The 18,137-nt window shown below is 58.0% G+C and carries 14 protein-coding genes; 7 read left to right on the top strand and 7 right to left on the bottom strand.

Annotated features, from left to right (window positions below):
• Positions 1-451 precede the first annotated feature (451 nt).
• Positions 452-3,151 carry a cation-transporting P-type ATPase gene (locus IB226_RS10625; protein WP_192235250.1) on the top strand — a complete coding sequence of 900 codons (2,700 nt, stop codon included), beginning with the start codon at positions 452-454 and terminating at the stop codon, positions 3,149-3,151.
• A gap of 36 nt (positions 3,152-3,187) precedes the next feature.
• On the opposite strand, the gene IB226_RS10620 is transcribed toward IB226_RS10625, so the two are convergent.
• From IB226_RS10620 to IB226_RS10605, 4 genes are all read right to left on the bottom strand, one after another.
• The gene (locus IB226_RS10620; protein WP_192235248.1) at positions 3,188-6,253 is read right to left on the bottom strand and encodes an efflux RND transporter permease subunit; all 3,066 of its coding nucleotides are present in this window, start codon (positions 6,251-6,253) and stop codon (positions 3,188-3,190) included.
• Entirely contained in the window at positions 6,250-7,395 is a 1,146-nt protein-coding gene (locus tag IB226_RS10615) for an efflux RND transporter periplasmic adaptor subunit (RefSeq protein WP_192235246.1), read from the bottom strand. The genes IB226_RS10620 and IB226_RS10615 overlap by 4 nt, the downstream gene beginning before the upstream one ends.
• Positions 7,396-7,484: 89 nt before the next feature.
• The gene (locus IB226_RS10610) at positions 7,485-8,669 is read right to left on the bottom strand and encodes a cell wall metabolism sensor histidine kinase WalK (protein WP_110867128.1); all 1,185 of its coding nucleotides are present in this window, start codon (positions 8,667-8,669) and stop codon (positions 7,485-7,487) included.
• Entirely contained in the window at positions 8,666-9,361 is a 696-nt protein-coding gene (locus IB226_RS10605) for a response regulator transcription factor (RefSeq protein WP_101761262.1), read from the bottom strand. The genes IB226_RS10610 and IB226_RS10605 overlap by 4 nt, the downstream gene beginning before the upstream one ends.
• 124 nt (positions 9,362-9,485) lie before the next feature.
• On the opposite strand from IB226_RS10605, the gene IB226_RS10600 reads away from it, so the two are divergent.
• On the top strand, positions 9,486-10,271 hold the full coding sequence (locus tag IB226_RS10600; protein ID WP_101761263.1) for a MipA/OmpV family protein: 786 nt from the start codon (positions 9,486-9,488) through the stop codon (positions 10,269-10,271).
• A gap of 73 nt (positions 10,272-10,344) precedes the next feature.
• On the opposite strand, the gene IB226_RS10595 is transcribed toward IB226_RS10600, so the two are convergent.
• The 3 genes from IB226_RS10595 to IB226_RS10585 form a co-directional block, all read right to left on the bottom strand.
• On the bottom strand, positions 10,345-10,572 hold the full coding sequence (locus IB226_RS10595; protein ID WP_101761264.1) for a YgdI/YgdR family lipoprotein: 228 nt from the start codon (positions 10,570-10,572) through the stop codon (positions 10,345-10,347).
• 27 nt (positions 10,573-10,599) lie between these two features.
• On the bottom strand, positions 10,600-10,833 hold the full coding sequence (locus IB226_RS10590) for a YgdI/YgdR family lipoprotein (RefSeq protein ID WP_176972737.1): 234 nt from the start codon (positions 10,831-10,833) through the stop codon (positions 10,600-10,602).
• A gap of 130 nt (positions 10,834-10,963) precedes the next feature.
• A complete protein-coding gene (locus tag IB226_RS10585) occupies positions 10,964-11,734 on the bottom strand; it encodes a GntR family transcriptional regulator (protein WP_192235244.1) in 771 nt (256 codons plus the stop codon).
• A 79-nt stretch (positions 11,735-11,813) separates the two neighbouring features.
• Here IB226_RS10585 and IB226_RS10580 point away from each other — a divergent pair, with 79 nt between their 5' ends.
• From IB226_RS10580 to IB226_RS10560, 5 genes are read left to right on the top strand one after another with little or no spacing between them, the layout of a single operon-like run.
• The gene (locus IB226_RS10580; protein WP_192235242.1) at positions 11,814-13,094 is read left to right on the top strand and encodes a M20/M25/M40 family metallo-hydrolase; all 1,281 of its coding nucleotides are present in this window, start codon (positions 11,814-11,816) and stop codon (positions 13,092-13,094) included.
• Between the two features lie 20 nt (positions 13,095-13,114).
• Complete coding sequence (locus IB226_RS10575; RefSeq protein ID WP_192235239.1) at positions 13,115-14,713, top strand: ABC transporter substrate-binding protein; 1,599 nt, start codon at positions 13,115-13,117, stop codon at positions 14,711-14,713.
• 9 nt (positions 14,714-14,722) lie between these two features.
• Entirely contained in the window at positions 14,723-15,670 is a 948-nt protein-coding gene (locus IB226_RS10570; RefSeq protein ID WP_192235236.1) for an ABC transporter permease, read from the top strand.
• Positions 15,663-16,490: an ABC transporter permease gene (locus IB226_RS10565; RefSeq protein ID WP_192235234.1), complete on the top strand. Its 828-nt coding sequence runs from the start codon at positions 15,663-15,665 to the stop codon at positions 16,488-16,490. Before IB226_RS10570 ends, IB226_RS10565 begins: the two co-directional genes overlap by 8 nt.
• Positions 16,490-18,127, top strand: coding sequence for an ABC transporter ATP-binding protein (locus IB226_RS10560; protein WP_192235232.1), 1,638 nt, complete (start codon positions 16,490-16,492; stop codon positions 18,125-18,127). The genes IB226_RS10565 and IB226_RS10560 overlap by 1 nt, the downstream gene beginning before the upstream one ends.
• The last annotated feature ends 10 nt before the right edge of the window (positions 18,128-18,137 follow it).

The following is an 18,137-nucleotide window of genomic DNA, read 5'->3' as shown; positions in this document are numbered from 1 at the left end:
AATAATGACCCTCCGCAAAATAAGGGTCATTAGGTGGAAACAATTATGTGCGTTTAAGGTTGGTTTAATTTAGCGATGTCTGGCGAAATCAATTATGCCACCATGCGCGAAACCACATGATAAGAGAGTAAGCCGATGGCGGTAGCTGATGATACCGCAATGATAATAAAGGAAATGATCATCGGTATTGTCAGGTTGTGTAATTTATTCATAATAATTCCCCCTATGATTAATACATTTCGAGATGAAACTAAAATTAATATGTGTCATGTGCCTTTCTATTTGCTTTTAAATAATAACATTACGCAATCAGTGCTATCACTATTAGCATCACACTTCTGAATCGGTAAAAACATGACCACGGTCAGTATGCTTTGGGAAAATATAATTAAAATGTGGTTTTTATTTTCGCACGCTTTTTTATTTTCAATTCAATGTCACGGGGTTAATTATGACCGTTATTCCTATTCAGCCAAAACGTCCGGAAGCATCCGCGCGTCCCTATTATCAGCAGGATAACGCCGCCGTATTTAAAGCCATCAACAGCTCACCCGCGGGGTTGAGCAGCACCGACGCCCAGCAACGACTGGATGCCAACGGGCCGAACGTGCTGCCGCAAAAGGCGGATAAGTCACTGCTGATGCGTTTTCTGGCGCATTTCAAAGATGTACTGATCTACATCCTGCTGGCTGCGGCGGTGATCACCGCGGTGATGGGCCATTGGGTGGATACCTTTGTGATTCTCGGCGTGGCGGTGATCAACGCCCTGATCGGCTTCATTCAGGAAAGCAACGCCGAAAAGTCGCTGAAAAGCATCCAGAACATGATGTCGAGCGATGCCATGGTGCTGCGCGATGGCCAGCAGATCACCGTCGCTACACAGCATCTGGTGGTCGGCGATGTGGTAATGCTGCGTCCTGGCGATAAGATCCCGGCGGATTTGCGGCTGTTCGAGGTACATAACTTGCGTGTCGAAGAGGCGATTCTGACCGGCGAATCCACGGTGGTATCAAAGAACACCGTGGCACTTGAAGGTGAAAAAGGGCTCGGCGATCGCCTGAATCTGGCCTATTCCGGCACCACCGTCAGTTCAGGTACCGCGCTGGGCGTGGTGATCGCCACCGGCGGCGACACCGAGCTGGGCCACATCAATGCGATGATCTCCGCGATTGAAGAGGCGAAAACCCCGCTGCTGGTGCAGATCGACAAACTCGGAAAAGCCATCTTCGGCATCATCATGTTGATGATGGCGGCGCTGTTTGTGTTTGGTTATCTGCTGCGCGACATCGCGGTGACGGAGCTGCTGCTGTCGGTGATCAGCCTCGCGGTAGCGGCGGTGCCGGAAGGTTTACCGGCGATTATTTCGATCATTCTGTCGCTTGGCGTGCAGTCGATGGCACGCAATCACGCCATCATTCGCAAGCTGCCGACGGTCGAAACGCTCGGTGCCATGACGGTGATCTGCTCGGATAAAACCGGCACGCTGACCATGAACGAGATGACGGTGAAAGCGGTGGTGCTGGCGAACAGCCAGTGGCGCATCAGCGGCAACAGCTATGAACCCAAAGGCGAATTCACCCTTGAAGCGGGCCAGCAGAGCGATGCGCTGATGCAGGGCTTCCTGCAGGTGGTGGATATCTGTAACGAAAGCCAGCTGCGTCAGGATGCCAACGGCAACTGGGGCATTGTCGGTGGCCCAACGGAAGGGGCGCTGAAAGTGCTGGTCGCCAAGGCGGGCATTCACAATGACAAGGTGCAGATCCTGAGCAAGCTGCCGTTTGACTCGGCCTACAAATACATGGCGGTGAGCTGCCTGATTGATGGCAAACCGTGCCTGCTAATGACCGGCGCGCCCGATGTGTTGCTGTCGCTGTGTCAGCAGCAGCAGGGTGCTACCGATGCGGAAGTGGTTGATCGCGAATATTGGGAAGCGGCGATCACCACCTACGCCAGCGAAGGGTTGCGCACCGTCGCCGCCGCGTGGCGTTGGCTGCCGGAAGCGCAGCACCACATCGAGCATGAGGATTTACGCAACGGCATGAAGATGCTGGGCCTGGCGTGCATGATGGATCCGCCACGTCCGGAGGCCATCACCGCGATTCGCGACTGCCAGCAGGCAGGGATTCGCGTGAAGATGATCACTGGCGATCACCCGGAAACCGCGATGGCGATTGGCCAGATGCTGGGCATTGGTAACAGCGATTCTGCCATCACCGGTTACCAGCTGGAGCACATGGATGATGCCGAGTTGGGCGTGGCTGCGCGTAAATACGACATTTTTGCCCGTACCAGCCCTGAGCATAAGCTGCGTCTGGTGAAAGCGCTGGAGAGCAGCGGTGAGATCGTCGGCATGACCGGTGATGGCGTCAATGATGCGCCCGCGCTGAAGCAGGCCAACGTTGGTATCGCGATGGGTATCAAAGGCACCGAAGTGACCAAAGAGGCGGCGGATATGATCCTCGCCGACGACAACTTCGCCACCATCGCGGCGGCAGTGAAAGAGGGCCGACGCGTCTACGATAACCTGAAGAAAACCATTCTGTTTATCATGCCGACCAACCTCGCGCAGGGATTGCTGATCATCATTGCGATTCTGATGGGCAACCTGCTGCCGCTAACACCGGTGCAGATTCTGTGGATGAACATGGCGACCTCGGCAACGCTGTCGTTTGGTCTGGCATTTGAACCGGCAGAGCGCAACATCATGCGCCGCCCGCCGCGTAACGCACGCAGCCCGGTGATGGACGCTTACGCCATCTGGCGCGTCATCTTCGTCGGCCTGCTGATTTCGATTAGCGCCTTTGTGCTGGAAGCCTGGCTCCAGCCGCGCGGCTATACGCCGGAGTTCATCCGCACCGTGCTGCTGCAGATGCTGGTCACCGCGCAGTGGGTTTACATGCTGAACTGCCGTAACAGCAACGGATTCTCGCTGGATGCCGGTTTGCTGAAAAACCGTGGCATCTGGCTGGTCACCGTGGTGCTTATCGCGCTGCAGGCGATGATTATCTATGTTCCCTTGATGAATACGCTGTTTGGCACCGCGCCATTGCCGTTCAAATACTGGCTAATTTCGCTGGCGGTGAGCGCCGGGATCTTTGTGCTGGTGGAGATAGAGAAGCGCCTGACACGCGGCTGGCGCCTGGCACGTTAACGTAAGTTGGCTGGCGCAACGCCAGCCAACCCTTTTTCATTCAGCGGAAGACGCTGATTCACGCTGCATCACCAGACTGAGCGCAGCGGGCAACACCGTCAGCGTCATCAGCGTTCCCACCAGCAATCCACCAATGATGGCGTAGGCCATCGGCCCCCAAAACACCTGATGTGAGATGGGAATCATGCCTAAAATCGCGGCGCAGGCGGTGAGAAGAATCGGGCGGGCACGATGCTCAGCCGCTTGGCTTACTGCATCATTGCGCGACATGCCAGCACGCAGATTGCTATCGGCTTCCATGATCAGGATCACCGCGTTGCGGATGATCATGCCAGCCAGCGCAATCATACCGAGCAGGGCGACAAATCCCATCGGCGTGCCGCTGGGCAGCATTGCCAGAACAATGCCAGGCAGTCCAAAAGGCGCCATCGCCAATGCCAGCAACATGCGCGATACGCGTTGCAGCTGCACCATCAGCAGTATCAGCATGACAAACAACGTCACCGGCAAAACGGCAAACACTGAGCCGTTACCTTTATCCGATTCGGCAACCGTGCCCTCTTCATCAAGGGTGTAACCCGGCGCTAATCCGGCACGCAGCTGCTGGACATCTGCGCTGAGCTGCGCGGATGTGGTCTCCGCTTGCATGCCCGCCGCTACATCAGTTTGTACCACCACATAGGGAAAACCCTGGCGACGCCACATCACCGGATCCTGCAATCCCCACTGCAGTGTCGCAACCTGGCCGATGGCAATCTTCGCGCCTGACGCGGTGGTCAGTTTCAACGCAGCAAGGCTGGTTAAATCCAGCCGGTCAGCATCGTTGGCGCGCAACAGCACATCAACCAGCCGGTTATGATCTCTCACGGTAGTCACGCTTTGACCGGACCACACGCGGTTCAGCAGCTGCGCGATATCCTGTGAAGAGACGCCAGCCGCGCGGGCTACGGTTTGGTTCACCGCAAAGGTGATGACGCGTTCCGGCTCGCCCGCTGTCAGGTTTACGCTGCGCGTCGCGCGGGATTGCCCGAGGATGCTGGCCAGCTTTTCCGCATACTGTTTCACCCGCTCGTAGTGCGGCCCGCTGATGCGATAGCGGATCGGCCAGCCAATCGGCGGACCCAGTTCCAGCGGCGATACGCGCGTCACCACATCGCTGAAATCGCGTGCCAGCAGGCGATCGAGTTCAGCTTTCAACCGCTCCCTCGCCGCCAGATTTTTGGCTACCACCACCAGCTGGGCGATGTTTTCATCATCGTTCAGCACGTCCATCGGCAGATAAAAACGCACGGCGCCGCTGCCGCTATAGGAGGAGAAATGGTCGATATTGGTGTTGCCGCTGAGTTTCGCTTCGAGCTGTTCTACCACGCTTAAGGTGCGCGCCTGCGAGGCGTTCGCCGGCAGCGTGAGGCTGACCAGCAGCTCCGGGCGATCGGATGCCGGGAAAAACTCGCCCTGCAGGTGGCTCATGCCCCAGATGGCGAGCAGCAGCGATGCGCCCGCCAGGCCGAGCGTCAAGCCCCGATGGCGTAACACCTGTGAAACCAGACGGCGATAGAGGCGCAGCAACCAACCGGGCTCAGCGTGCGGTTTACCTGGCCTTGATGACAGGATCCAGCTGCCGGTCAGCGGAGAGAACAGCACCGCAACGACCCAGGAACTGAGCAGCGAAATCAGCACCACCACAAACAGCGAGTAGCAATACTCCCCCGCGCCGGACGCGGCGAAGCCGACGGGAATGAAACCGGCAATCATCACCAGCGTGCCGGTGAGCATCGGAAATGCGGTGGTTTCAAAGGCTACGGTAGCGGCGCGCCAGCGGGAATCACCGGCTTCGAGTCGGGCGACCATGGTCTCCACGGCGATAATCGCGTCATCCACCAACAACCCCAGCGCGATGATCAGCGCGCCAAGTGAAATGCGTTGCAGCCCAATGCCCGCCAGCATCATGCCGGTAAAGGTCATCGCCAGCACCAGAGGAATCGCCGCCGCCACAACTAAACCGGCACGCAGCCCGAGCGAGACGAAAGAGACGGCCAGCACGATAAAGATGGCTTCACCGAGCACCCGCACAAATCCGCTGACCGCGTCGTTGACCACCCGCGACTGATCCGCCACTTTCGTTACCTCAATTCCGTGCGGCAGTTGGCTGGCAATCCGCGACATTTTGTCCGTTAACGCGTGGCCAAAATCCAGCATATTGCCGGTCGGCGCCATGGAGATCGCCAGCCCAATCGCTGGCTTACCGTTGACGCGATAGAGCGGCGTTGGCGGTTCCGCCGCCACACGCGTCAGCGTGACGATATCGGTCAGGGGAATGTAGCGATCGTTGATGTGCAGCGTCACGGCGCGCAGGCTTTGTTCCGAGTTGAAGGCACCGCTGACGCGCAGCGCGATGTTATCGCTGTCGGTGCGAATGACGCCTGCGGGTGACAAGGCATTCTGCGCCTGCAAGGCATCGGTGACCTGTTGCAGGCTCAGGCCCATTCCCGCGAGCGTGCGCGGAGAGAAGCTCGCCACAATCTGCTGCTCCTGCACGCCGAGCAACGCAATTTTGCCGACATCCGGTACGCTCATCAGCCGATCGCGAATCGACTCAACGCGATCGCGCAGTTCACGCGTGCTGAATCCTTCAGCAGTAAAACCGTAAATCGTGCCAAAAGTATCGTCAAAATCATCATTGACCGCCGGTGCCGCAACGCCCGCAGGCAGCGCGGAGCTGACATCCTGCATTTTCTTGCGTACCTGATACCAGATGTCCTGCACTTTGCCGGGTGGCGTGCTGTCGCGCAGATTGACAAAGATAACGGTTTTTCCGGGATGCGTTTCGCTCTGCACGTAATCCAGATAGGGCACTTCCTGCAGCTTTTTCTCCAGCGGTTCAGTCAGCAGTTGCACCGTATCGTCGAGATCGGCACCGGGCCATTGCGCGGAGACCACGGCGGTTTTGATGGTAAAGGCGGGATCTTCGTTGCGCGGCAGCGCCTGATAGCTGAGCACGCCAGCGCTAAGGATCATCAGCATCAGAAAAGCCATCAGCTGTTGATGAGCCAGCGCCCAGGCGGAAAGGTTGAATTTATCGCGAGCGGAAGGTTCACTCATGGCTGCTCATCTCCCCGCGCAACCGCTTCGCCATCGCGCAGTGTGCTGACGCCTGCCGTGACCACGCTTTCGCCTGCCGTGAGACCACTGGCGATATAGACTTCGCTGGCGGTGAAGCGGGAAATCACCACCGTGCGGCGTGTGACCTTGCCGCGCTGCGCATCCAGCACAAACACCGCCGGTTTGTCCGCCAGGCGCGTCAGCACGGATGCAGGAAGGATAAAGGTGCGGGGATCGCTCTCCGGTAGTGCCACGCTGACGCTGGCGCCCAACAGCATCGCTGGCGGTGGATCGTCTAGCGTTAATCGAACCCGCCAGGTCCGCGTTTGCGGGTCGGCCTGCGGGCTGATATCGCGCAGATGCGCCTGCGCGGCGATCGCCGGTGAAGAGAGCAGAGTTACGCGAAAGGCATAGCTGGGGAGCGAGGAAAATGCTGCCGGGAAAGGCACATCCAGAACCACATCCCGCCGCGCACCGCTTGCCAGTGACATCACCGTTTGACCGGTGCTCACGACCTGTCCGGCAGAGGCGCTGACGGCGGTGATCACGCCGCTAAAAGGAGCCGTCAGCTGCGTCCAGCGTAGATTTTCCTGCGCGCTGTTGAGTGCGGCTTCGCTGCTTTGCAGGTGCGCCGCAGCGGATTGCCAATCGGATTGCGCGCTGTCGAGCTGCGCCCGTGCAATCGCACCGGAAGGCATCAACTGTTTCATACGATGTAGATTCAGCGCCGCAACGCGTTCAGCTGCCCGCGCGCTGTCGGTGTCCGCCATCGCGCTGCGTAACGCATTGGCGGTAGTGCTGCTCTCTAACGTTGCCAGCACCTGACCGGCGTCAACACGATCGCCCACTTCGGCAGGGCGCGTCAGAATCCGCCCATCCAGCCTGAAACCCAATGATGTTTCGTCTTGGGCATGAATATCGCCGGTCATCTGCACCTGTTGCCCTTGCAGGGCGGGCTTCACGGTGATGAATTTTACCGGTCGGGGAGGCGCGGGTGGTAAGGGATCGCGTGGCCCGCAGGCAGTCAGCGACAAGGCGATGGCCACCATGCAGGGCAACAATGGCAGCAACGTTATCAGGCGTTGTGCATCGATAAGATGGTCGGCGGCCTGTTTGACCAGGCCGGTGAAAGAGTCAGTCATGGCGCCACTCCGTACAAGGATTTGGCGCCATTAAAACGGCTAACTGTCGAGATTCGTTGTACGGCGAGTCAAGATCCTGTCAAGAGCGCTTAAAACGGTGCCGGACTGACGTCCGGCAGGAAAATCGCCAGGCTGAGGCCGCCCTCTTTGGGTAGTTTGGCGCTGATCCTGCCGCCGTGCGCCGCGCAGATGGCGCGAGCGATCGACAGGCCAAGCCCGCTACCGCCTGAGTGGCGCGCGCGCGAGGATTCACCGCGCGTAAAACGTTCAAACATCTCGGGCAGAAATTCAGGCGCCACGCCGGGGCCATCATCCCTGAATTCGATGCTGCAACCTCCCGGCACTGCGCGGGCAATAATTTGCAACTGTCCCGCAGGCTTGCCATAGCGCAACGCATTTTCAATTAACACGCTAAACACCTGACCCAGGCGGAAGGGATCGGCGCGGCAGGTGAGCGTGCTGTCTGCTGCCACGCTGATGATCATGCCGCTGGCTTCGGCTTGCGGTCGCACCCAGGCCACGCGCTCCCGCGCCAGTTCTCCGGGGTTGATCTCATGCAGATCCAACTTGAGTTGCCCGGCGTCGGCCAGCGACAGCAGGTGGAGCTCATCGATCAGTCGGCTCATGTGGCGCAGCTGTTTCATGATCATCTCCATCTGCTGCGGTTCGGGCTGAAACACGCCATCCAGCAGACCTTGTAACCGGCCAATGGCGGCCGTCAGCGGCGAACGGAGTTCGTGTGCCAGCGCCACGTGCGAGGCGCGCAGTTCACGATCGTAGAGCGCCAGCTGCTGGCTCATGCGATTAAAGTCGTGCGCGAAGTGCAACAGCTCCGCCGGCGCGCTTTTTACAATGGTGGCGGCGGAACCAAACTGCCCTTCGGATACCCGATCAGCGGTTTTTTTCAGGTGGCTAAACTGCAACGCCAGCGGGCGGGCGTTGCGCAGAACGGTGAAGGCAACAAACGGCGTAATGATGAAAATCAGGATGATCACCATCAGCCAGTCAGCGGCACCCACCGAAGGATCGGAGTAGCGCACGCCCCAGCGTTCATCAACGATCTCGTGGAAGCGTGGCAGATTGGTTTGCGGATGCGCACGCAGTGTCAGAAATTCCTGGCGCATCGCCGGCGGCATATGGTGGATGATCCACAGGTTTTGCAGCGCAAAGCGCAGGAACATAATGCCGGCGACGGCAATCACCGTGACGATGGCCAGCGTCAAAATACGCACGCAGATCCAGCGCCACAGCGTTTGAGGAGGTGACTTTTTCATGGCTGTCTGAACCTGTAACCCACGCCGCGCACGTTGAGTAATATCTCGGATAAACCGGCGTTTTCGAGCTTCTTACGCAGGTTGTAAACGTGTGTGTCGATCACCCTTTCCAGCGCCTCGCTTTCAGGCATGCAGGTTTCGATCAGATAGTGACGGCTGAGTGCGCGCACCGGCGCTCGCATCAGGGTCACCAGCAGGGAAAATTCGGTTGGCGTGAGTTCAACGCGTGTTGGCTGTTGCTCTGGCTGCGCGACCATTGCAGTCATCGCGGCGGTATTGACCTCAAGCGCCTGCCAGCGCAGCACTTCATCCTCCGCAACGGCCGCCCGGCTGCGGCGCAGCACCGCCTGCACGCGCGCCACCACTTCGCCCGGATGATAGGGTTTCACGACGTAGTCATCCGCGCCTAAGCGCAGCGCGCCGATTCTGTCGGGCGTGTCGGTCATCGCGGTAATCATAATCACCGGCGTGTCCGCGCGGCGTCGCACGGCAGCCAGCACCTCGGTGCCGTTCATGCCGGGCAACATGATGTCGAGCAGAATGAGATCGGGTTTCCACTTCTCAACGCGCTCAAGTCCGCTATGCCCATCGCCGGCAATCTCCACGGCGTATCCTTCACGTAGCAGATAGGCTTCCAGCACGTCTGCCGCGTCTGCATCATCCTCAATAACCAATACTCGTCTGTTGTTCATGGCTCACCTTGACAGTTTCTTCATAAATCCCTGGCACGTTATTGACAATGCTTCGGGATACTCCAATCCGTGACGCAACGCCCGGGCAAGGGGCTAAAAACAGATGGGTAACTGAGGTGACACGATGATAACGAGAAAAAAGGCGCTGTACAGTGGCTGTTTGTTACTGGTCAGTATCAGTACCAGCAGCCGCGCTGATGACAGCGCAGCGCAGGATGGCGTGATGATTGGTGTGGGCGCGCAGACCACGCCGACATACAGCGGCGCAGATAAGCAACGCTGGCAAGCGGTGCCGATGTTGCAGGCGAGAAAAGGCGCCTTTTTCGTCGATTCGCAAAAGGGGGTCGGCTACGATCTGCAAAACGACAGCGGCCTGTATCTGGAGCATTCGCTGGGATATGGCCTGGGCAGGGCAGACAAGGATTCCGACTGGCGCGACGGTTCTGACAAGCTGCGTGGCATGGGCACGATCAATGCCACACTCAACACCGCTATTGCGGCCGGTTGGGCGGTCTCGCCGTGGCTGGTCCTCGAAGCGAAAGCCGTGCTGCCGCTGACAGACAGTCAGGGCGTGAATTATCGCACCTCGGTAACATTAATTCCGCTGCAAAGCCAGCAGGATAGCCTTTCCTTGCAGACGTCCGCGTTGTTTGGGGATGCGCGTTACATGCAAACCTGGTACGGCGTTAGTGCGCGTCAAAGCGTGAAAAGTGGCTATGCGACTTACTCACCGGCAGCGGGATTTTATGGGGTAGAAACCGACCTGACATGGAGTCATCAGTTTACCCAGCATTGGGGCGGCGCGTTAAGTGCGGGCTACACGTGGCTGGACGATCACGCGGCGGACAGTCCCATCGTGTTCAGGCAGAATCAGCTGACCGCAACAGCGGCGGTGACCTATACTTTTTAAGATTTAATGGTGTTTAAGCCCGCACCGCTGTAAGGAAATCCACTACAGCGGGCGGCTTGAGTGAGAAAGATTATTAATGCGGAACTTCAGAGATCTCTTTCACGTCACTTTTATTGATTTGCTGCTTCACGCCATTGGCATCGACGTAACCCAGCAGGCCGGTTTCAGCATCCTGTGGTTTGCCATCGGTGACGATGGTGCGTCCATCATTGGTGTGGATGGCGTACGAGGTACGCGTACATCCGGTTAAAGCGGACAGGGCAATAAGCGCAGTAATAGAAAGCAAAATTGATTTTTTCATTAATCTCTCCAGGCTGTTAAAAGGATATTAATTATCCAGTTCGCTCATGTTGGTAATCTTGTCGCGATTGATCTGCTCAGTTTTACCGGTTTGCGCATCCTTGTAAGAAACAAGGCCCGTGTCACTGTCGATTTGCGGCTTACCAGACGTCACAATCGTGCGTCCGTCGGTGGTCTTAATCGCCTGATTTGAAGAGCAAGCGGTCAATGTCATTGCCATAAAAGTTCCAAGAAATGCCGTTGTCAGTACTGTTTTTTTCATCGTGATGAGTTCCTTTCAGTGGAATAAGTTTTAACTACCTAAATAGCTTAGAACATTTTCCCGAAACAGCCAGAAACCCGGCGCATCTGCGCTGTTTAACCCTACTCAGATGGCGGTTCATGCCGCGCGCTTAGCGGATCTCATTCGCATACATAAAGTGTTCAGTACTAAAACGGTGGTGCGCCAAAATTACCGGCAGGGCACTTTGATCAAACGACACTTCATCAATCACCATCACGGCGTGCGGCAAACTCAGCTCCAGCAGCGCCGCATCCTCTTCATTCGCCAGCGTAGCGGTAATTTGTTCACGCACGGCGGCGACGCGCAGGTCGTAGCGCTCAAACAAATAGCGATAAAGCAGCGGCGGTAACTGATCGGCTGCTGGGAAATCGGCCAGTCGCGCCGAGGGCAGCACCAGCGTTTCATGCATCGCGGCGATGCCCTTCACGCGACGCAAACGCTTCAGCCGGATCACTTCATCGCCCTGACCAATTTGCAGTTTCTCTGCTTCGTCGGCGCTGGCAAGACTCAGTTGATAATCCAGTAATCGGGTATCGGATTGCAGCAATCCGCCGGTTTTATCATGCAGGCGAAAATACTGGAAAAAGTGGCTGAGATTGTGCAGCGGCGCCCAGCCGGTTACCACGGTGCCGGTTTTGCGGCGTCGCATCAGCATGCCTTCCGTGGTCAGCGCCGCCAGCGCTTTGCGCACTGTGCCCACCGACACACCAAACTTCGCCGCCAGGCTATTTTCACTCGGCAAAATCGTGCCTGCGGGCAGTTCACCTTGCAGGATCGATTCGCTGATATGGCGCTTGACCACTTCGTACAGCGGCGCACCTTCACCTTCGCTGAGTCTGGCGAACGGTTGAGCGTGGTTCGCGTCATAGTTTTTTTGCATGTTTCCGATTACCGATTGACCTCAGTCGTTGAATTGCATTATCTATAAACTATATAGAAATACAACAGACGATAATCCTATGATGCAAAATCCACGCTTTAACAACGCATTAGCGATGATTGCTCATGACGGCGCGCAAATGACGGATGACCTTAAACAGATGCTGGAGGTGGATACCTGCTTCCCGCCAGGCAACGGTTATGGCGCATTTGCTGACCTGATGACGCACTTGTTAGCACCGCTGGATTTTCACTTTGCGCGCTTCTCCGTGCCGGAACATTTATGGCAGGCACCGGACGGCAGCGCGTACGGTGAACGCGTCAATTTGCTGGCATCACTTGATGCTGGTGCCGCTGAAAACTGCAATCTCTATTTCCACACCGATACCGTGCCCGCCGGCGATGGCTGGCGTTTTCCAGCGCTCACGCTGACCGCAGCAGATGGCAAGCTGTTTGGGCGTGGCGCGGCAGACATGAAAGGCACCATCGTTGCCGCGATGGCGGCAGTGCGCGCGGCACAGGCGGCGGCCATCCCGCTGCGTTTTAATCCGGTTTTTCTGCTGTGTAGCGATGAAGAGGGCGGCTTGTATCCCGGCATTCGTTATCTGGCGGAACAACAGCTTTTCTCCGGTCACCTGCTCAGTTTCAACGGCGGCGCGGTGCCGCGTATCTGGGCCGGTTGCTTTGGCAGCATCGATCTCAAAGTGATTATCACCGGACGTTCGGCGCACTCCGGCGATCCGGTTAACGGCGTTAATGCTATTGAAGCGGCGCTGCCAATGATGAACGCGCTTTATCAGCTGAAGCTCGAGGTGGAACAACGCACCTCGGCGATGCCTTCTCCGCCGCACTATCACGGCAAACCGCTGACGTCACTGTTAACGCTGGCCGCTGCGCAGGGCGGCAGCAAAGGATCAACCATTCCTGAACGGTTTGAGCTGCTGATTAACCGCCGCTACGCGCCGGAAGAGCGCTTTGACGCGGTGTGGCAGGAGCTGACGCACTGTGTGGAAAGTGCGATGCGCGACAGCCCCGCGCTCGACGTCACGCTGCAAATGATTGGCCATCTGGCGCCGGTCGCTAATCCGGACGGTCCGCACTGGCCGCGCTGGCAGGCGGCGCTGAGTCAGGGTTTTGGCTTCCAACCCAGCGAATTCAAACCCTGGGGATCGTCCACCAGTTCCGATATGGGCTGGGTCCAGCAAGCCGGGATTCAGGAGATTTTACTCGGCGGCCTCGCCCGTCCTGACAACCGCATTCATGCCGCCGATGAGTACACCACGCTGGCAGATGTGATCGCACTTTCGCAGTCCATTCTGGCGTATCTCGCCGATGATTTTCAGCCAATCCAGGGTAATTAACTAATCACGAGGAAGAGAAGATGTGCGCAATGAAAGGGTTAAACCGCAGACAGTTTATCGCCAGTTCTACCGCTCTGACGGGCGCAGCGATGCTGCCCTGGTCGTTCTCGGCCCATGCCGCGCAGGTGGCGAGCGCCACGCCGGGCGGCACGGCGCGTAAAGGCGGTGTGCTGCGCATCAGCGTTGATCAAGCCGTCGGCGTGTTAAATCCACATCAGGTGCGCGTCAACCCGGAATATCTGGTAGCGGAACTGCTGTACAGCGGCTTAACGCGTCTGACGCAGGAGATGAAAGCCGAAGCCGATTTGGCGCAATCCTGGCAGGCCAGCGCCGATCTTAAACAGTGGACGTTTACCCTGCGCCCGAACCTGAAGTTCAGCGACGGTTCCGCGCTGACTTCCGCCGATGTGGTCGCCAGCCTGCAGGCGCTGCTCGATCCGAAAAATGCCTCGCCAGCACTGCATAACATTGGGCCGATTAACGCCGTCAGCGCGCCAGATACCAACACGGTTTTGATTGAAACTGATGCGCCTTACGCCGATTTGCCGGTGATGCTGGCTTATCCGGATGCGAAAATCATCCCCGCCAGTATCGCGCAAGGCCAGTATGACAAGCTGAGCAAAGCCTCGTTCGGCGCCGGTCCTTTCCAGCTGGTCTCCTACGATCCAGAACGCAAAATTGTGGTGAAGCGCAATCCGCATTACTACGATCCGGCGCGTCCCTATCTGGATGGCGTGGAAGTGATGGTCTATCCCGATGGCATCGCGGAGAGTTCCGCGCTGATCTCCGGTGACACCGATCTGATGCTGAGCGCGCAGTCGAGCGAGTTCGCGCGCCTGTCCAAATCTTCCGGCGTGCTGCCGCTGCGTGTGGCCTCCGGTCAGTTCCTCAATGTGAACATGGGCTGCGACCAAAAACCGTTTAACGATGTGCGGGTACGTCAGGCGCTGGCACTGTGCGTTGATCGTCAGGCGTCGGTGGATTTCGTGGCGGATGGCCTGGGTTCACCGGGCAACGACACGCCGATTAACGGCGCGTATCCGTTCTTCGCCAACCTGGCGAAAAAAGCGGTGGATTACAGCAAAGCCAAAGCGCTGCTGGCGGAGGCCGGTTATCCCAACGGGATCGATTTAACACTTATCGCCTCCGACAAACCGGCCACCCGCACGCAGCTGGGCATCGCCCTGCGCGAGATGGCGAAACAGGGCGGTTTCCGCATCAACGTGCAGACCATGGCGCACAGCACCTATCTCGATCAGGTGTGGAAGAAGGGCAACTTCTACGTTGGCTTCTACAACATGCAGCCGACGCCAGACGCGGTGTTCTCGCTGCTCTACACCTCAACCGCATCCTGGAATGAAACGCGCTGGAACAACGCGGAGTTTGATAAAGCGGTAAGTGCGGCGCGTGAAACCCGTGATGAAGCACAGCGCACCACGCTGTATGGCAAAGCGCAGCAGCTGATGCATGACGAAGTGCCATCGGTGATCCCGACCTTCTTCGATCTGCTCGCCGCCAGCCGTGATTATGTCGGCGGATATCATCTGCATCCGCGCGGTGCGGTATTCCGTCTTGACCATATCTGGTTAACCGACAAAGCGCCGAAGCGCGCAGCGTAAGGAGCGAACGTGACAGCAAGTTATCTGCTCAAACGCCTTCTGCTGATGGTTTACACCTTGTTAGTGGTGTCGCTGCTGGTTTTTGGCATCACGCAACTGTTACCGGCCGATGCGGCTGTCACCTTGCTGGGACAAAACGCCACGCCGGAAGCGCTAGCGGCGGTGCGTGAACGTCTGGGGCTGGATGCCCCAGCGTGGCTGCAATATTGGCATTGGCTGACGCAGGCGCTGCAAGGCAACTTTGGCGTATCGATGCGCAATGGCCTTGAAGTGGCGCCGACGCTGCTGACGGCATTATCACGCTCGCTGCTGCTGGCGGTGTGCGCCTTAATCCTGATGCTGATTATCGCCATACCCCTCGGCATCTGGGCGGCGGTGCGCCGTGGCAAAACCGCCGATGTGCTGGTGAGTGTCATCTCCTATATCGGCATCTCCTTCCCGGAGTTCGTCACCGCCACGCTGGTGCTGCTGCTGTTTGCTGATGTCTGGCAGATTTTGCCCGCCACCGGCTATGTGCCGCTCAGTGAGAACGTCGTCAGCGGGATCCAGCACCTGATTCTACCTTCGGTGACCGTGGCGCTGATTCTGGTGGCGCACGTCTCGCGCATGGTGCGCTCAGAAATGGTTGATGTGTTGCATACCGATTACATCCGCGCCGCGTGGCTGAAAGGCTTATCGCGTCGCCGCATTCTCTGGCGACATGCGCTGCGTAACGGCTTGTTGCCGACCATCACTATTGTGGCGCTGGATGTTGGTTATCTGCTGGGCGGCATTGTGGTGGTGGAGGAGATCTTCGCCATTCCCGGCATTGGCCGCGAACTGATTGTCGCCGTGCAGGCGCGCGATCTGCCCACCATTCAGGCTGGCGTGATGATTCTCGCCGCGACCTATTCAGTGGTGAACTTCCTGGCTGATTTGGCCTATGTCACTCTCGATAAGCGGATCTCCTATGCCTGATATGTTGAAACGTTTGCTGCGTTCACCGCAGGGTGCCGCTGGCGTGCTGATTATCTTGCTGGCGCTGCTGATGGTGGTGGGCGGTGCCCACGTCGCGCCTTTTGATCCCGAATCAATTTCTATCCTGACGCGCTATAAGCCGCCCAGCGCGGAACACTGGTTTGGTACCGATCAGATGGGCCGCGATATCTTCAGCCGCGTAATGGTGGGCGCACGCTCAACCATTCTACTGTCGCTGCTGGCGATCGCGCTGGCGATGGTAATCGGTTCGGTGCTCGGTACCGCCAGCGCCTATCTGGGCGGCAAATTTGATGAGTTCATGATGCGCACCATGGATGCGGTGATGGCGATTCCCAGCCTGCTGTTTGCGTTGCTGATTGTCAGCACGCTTGGGCAGAGCAGCATGAACGCGGTGCTGGCGATCACTATCGCCTTTGTGCCGGGCATGGTGCGCATCTCGCGCAGCGTGGCATTGGCGGCCCGCCAGCAGGATTACATCAACGCCGCCATCGCGCGCGGCGAAGCCGGGCACTACATCATTCTGCGAGAAATGCTGCCGAATATTCTGGCGCCGATCATCGTGGAAGCCACCATTCGCGTCGCCTTCGCCATCATGCTGTTTGCCACCCTGAGTTTTCTGGGTTTGGGCGCGCAGCCGCCAGAGCCAGAATGGGGATTGATGGTCTCTGAAGCGCGCGCTTACTTCTTTAATGCGCCGTGGATGATGATGATTCCGGGCCTCGCCATCGCATTGGTCGCCATTGGGTTTAATTTACTGGGTGACGGGCTGCGTGATGTGCTCAACCCAAGGAGCCACTGATGAGTGACAAGCTTACACCGGTGCTGTCGGTGGAAAATTACAGCCTCGATTACGCGTTAGCCAAAGGACATGCGCTACCGGTACTGCGTGACATCAACCTGCAGGTGATGCCCGGCGAAGTGTTGGGGCTGGTGGGCGAATCGGGTTCCGGCAAAACCACGCTCGGCTGGGCGATCATGCGCTGGCTGGCGGGCAATGCGCGCGAGTTGCAGGGCGATATTCGTCTCAACGGCGAGAGCCTGCTGACTTTACCCGTGGCCAAACTGACAGCGCTGCGCGGTGCCAAACTCGGCATGATTTTTCAGGATCCCAGCGCCTCGCTCAATCCCACGCTGACATTGGGTGAGCAGGTCACCGAAGTGTTACGCCGGCATCGTGGTTTATCGGCGCGTGAAGCGCAGGAGATGGGCGAATCGCTGCTGCACGACGTTGAACTTAAAAATCCGGCGCGCATGATGCGCCGCTATCCGCATCAGGTGTCGGGTGGCGAGAAGCAGCGCATCCTGATCGCCACCGCGTTTGCCTGCCAGCCGGACTGCATGATTTTTGATGAGCCAACCACCGCGCTGGATGTGATCAGCTCGGCGCAAATCCTCGATCTGTACGAGCGTTTGCGCGAAGAGACCGGCGTTGCGTCGCTCTACATCTCGCACGATCTGGCGTTGGTGGCCAAAGTGGCTAATCGCGTCTGTGTGCTGGAACAGGGACGCATTGTCGAACAGGCCGACACGCGCAGCCTGTTTAACGCGCCGCAAAACGCCTATACGCGCAAGCTGATTGAGGCGGTACCCAATCCGCAGCACCGGCTGGTGCAGGACGCGCCCGGCAACCAACCGTTACTCGGCCTGAAGCAGCTGACCATCGATTACGGCAAACAAGGTTTTCTTGATCGTCTACTGAAGCGTGAAGGCAATACCACGCGCGCCGCCAATGCGGTTGCGCTCACCGTGCATCAGGGAGAAATTCTCGGCGTGGTTGGTGAATCGGGTTCCGGCAAATCCTCGCTCGGTAAAGCCATTACCGGCCTGGTGCCGTTCAGCGGCGAGCTCGACTTTTGTGGCTACGCGCTGCATGGCCGGGCGCAAATGGATAAAGAGTATCGCCGCCGCGTGCAGATGATTTTCCAGCATCCTGATGCCTCGCTGAATCCGCGCATGACCATTGGCGAAATCATCGCACGGCCACTGCGGTTGTATGGTTTACCCGCAGGTGAAAGCGAGGCGCAGGCGGTCGCGCGCCTGCTGCAGGAAGTGCGTTTGCCGGCGGAGTTTGCGCAGCGTTATCCGCATGCCCTGTCCGGCGGGCAGAAGCAGCGCGTCGCAATCGCCCGTGCCTTTGCCAATCCGCCGGATTTGGTGATTTGTGACGAGATCACCGCCGCGCTCGACGTCTCGGTGCAGGCCACCATTATCGAGCTGCTGCTGGAACTGCGCCGCCGCTACGGCACCGCGTATCTGTTTATTACCCACGATCTCAACCTGATTCGCCAAATCGCCCATCGTGTCGCCGTGATGTATCGCGGTGACGTGGTGGAAGTGCTGCCCGGCGACAACATGACGGCGCTGGCGCAACATCCTTATACCCGTGCACTGCTTGATGCGGTGCATATTCCCGACTTATCCAAGTCCGTTGCATGACGAGAGAAAC

The sequence above is a fragment of the Pantoea sp. PNT03 genome (assembly GCF_014852515.1).
Lineage (GTDB): Bacteria > Pseudomonadota > Gammaproteobacteria > Enterobacterales > Enterobacteriaceae > Pantoea > Pantoea leporis.
This window is presented reverse-complemented; position numbering and strand designations above follow the sequence as displayed.

Excerpts from the sequence above, each read along its gene's own strand:
- IB226_RS10625 (WP_192235250.1), top strand. The coding sequence starts at position 452 with ATGACCGTTATTCCTATTCAGCCAAAACGTCCGGAAGCATCCGCGCGT.
- IB226_RS10620 (WP_192235248.1), bottom strand. The coding sequence starts at position 6,253 with ATGAGTGAACCTTCCGCTCGCGATAAATTCAACCTTTCCGCCTGGGCG.
- IB226_RS10615 (WP_192235246.1), bottom strand. The coding sequence starts at position 7,395 with ATGACTGACTCTTTCACCGGCCTGGTCAAACAGGCCGCCGACCATCTT.
- IB226_RS10610 (WP_110867128.1), bottom strand. The coding sequence starts at position 8,669 with ATGAAAAAGTCACCTCCTCAAACGCTGTGGCGCTGGATCTGCGTGCGT.
- IB226_RS10605 (WP_101761262.1), bottom strand. The coding sequence starts at position 9,361 with ATGAACAACAGACGAGTATTGGTTATTGAGGATGATGCAGACGCGGCA.
- IB226_RS10600 (WP_101761263.1), top strand. The coding sequence starts at position 9,486 with ATGATAACGAGAAAAAAGGCGCTGTACAGTGGCTGTTTGTTACTGGTC.
- IB226_RS10595 (WP_101761264.1), bottom strand. The coding sequence starts at position 10,572 with ATGAAAAAATCAATTTTGCTTTCTATTACTGCGCTTATTGCCCTGTCC.
- IB226_RS10590 (WP_176972737.1), bottom strand. The coding sequence starts at position 10,833 with ATGAAAAAAACAGTACTGACAACGGCATTTCTTGGAACTTTTATGGCA.
- IB226_RS10585 (WP_192235244.1), bottom strand. The coding sequence starts at position 11,734 with ATGCAAAAAAACTATGACGCGAACCACGCTCAACCGTTCGCCAGACTC.
- IB226_RS10580 (WP_192235242.1), top strand. The coding sequence starts at position 11,814 with ATGATGCAAAATCCACGCTTTAACAACGCATTAGCGATGATTGCTCAT.
- IB226_RS10575 (WP_192235239.1), top strand. The coding sequence starts at position 13,115 with ATGTGCGCAATGAAAGGGTTAAACCGCAGACAGTTTATCGCCAGTTCT.
- IB226_RS10565 (WP_192235234.1), top strand. The coding sequence starts at position 15,663 with ATGCCTGATATGTTGAAACGTTTGCTGCGTTCACCGCAGGGTGCCGCT.
- IB226_RS10560 (WP_192235232.1), top strand. The coding sequence starts at position 16,490 with ATGAGTGACAAGCTTACACCGGTGCTGTCGGTGGAAAATTACAGCCTC.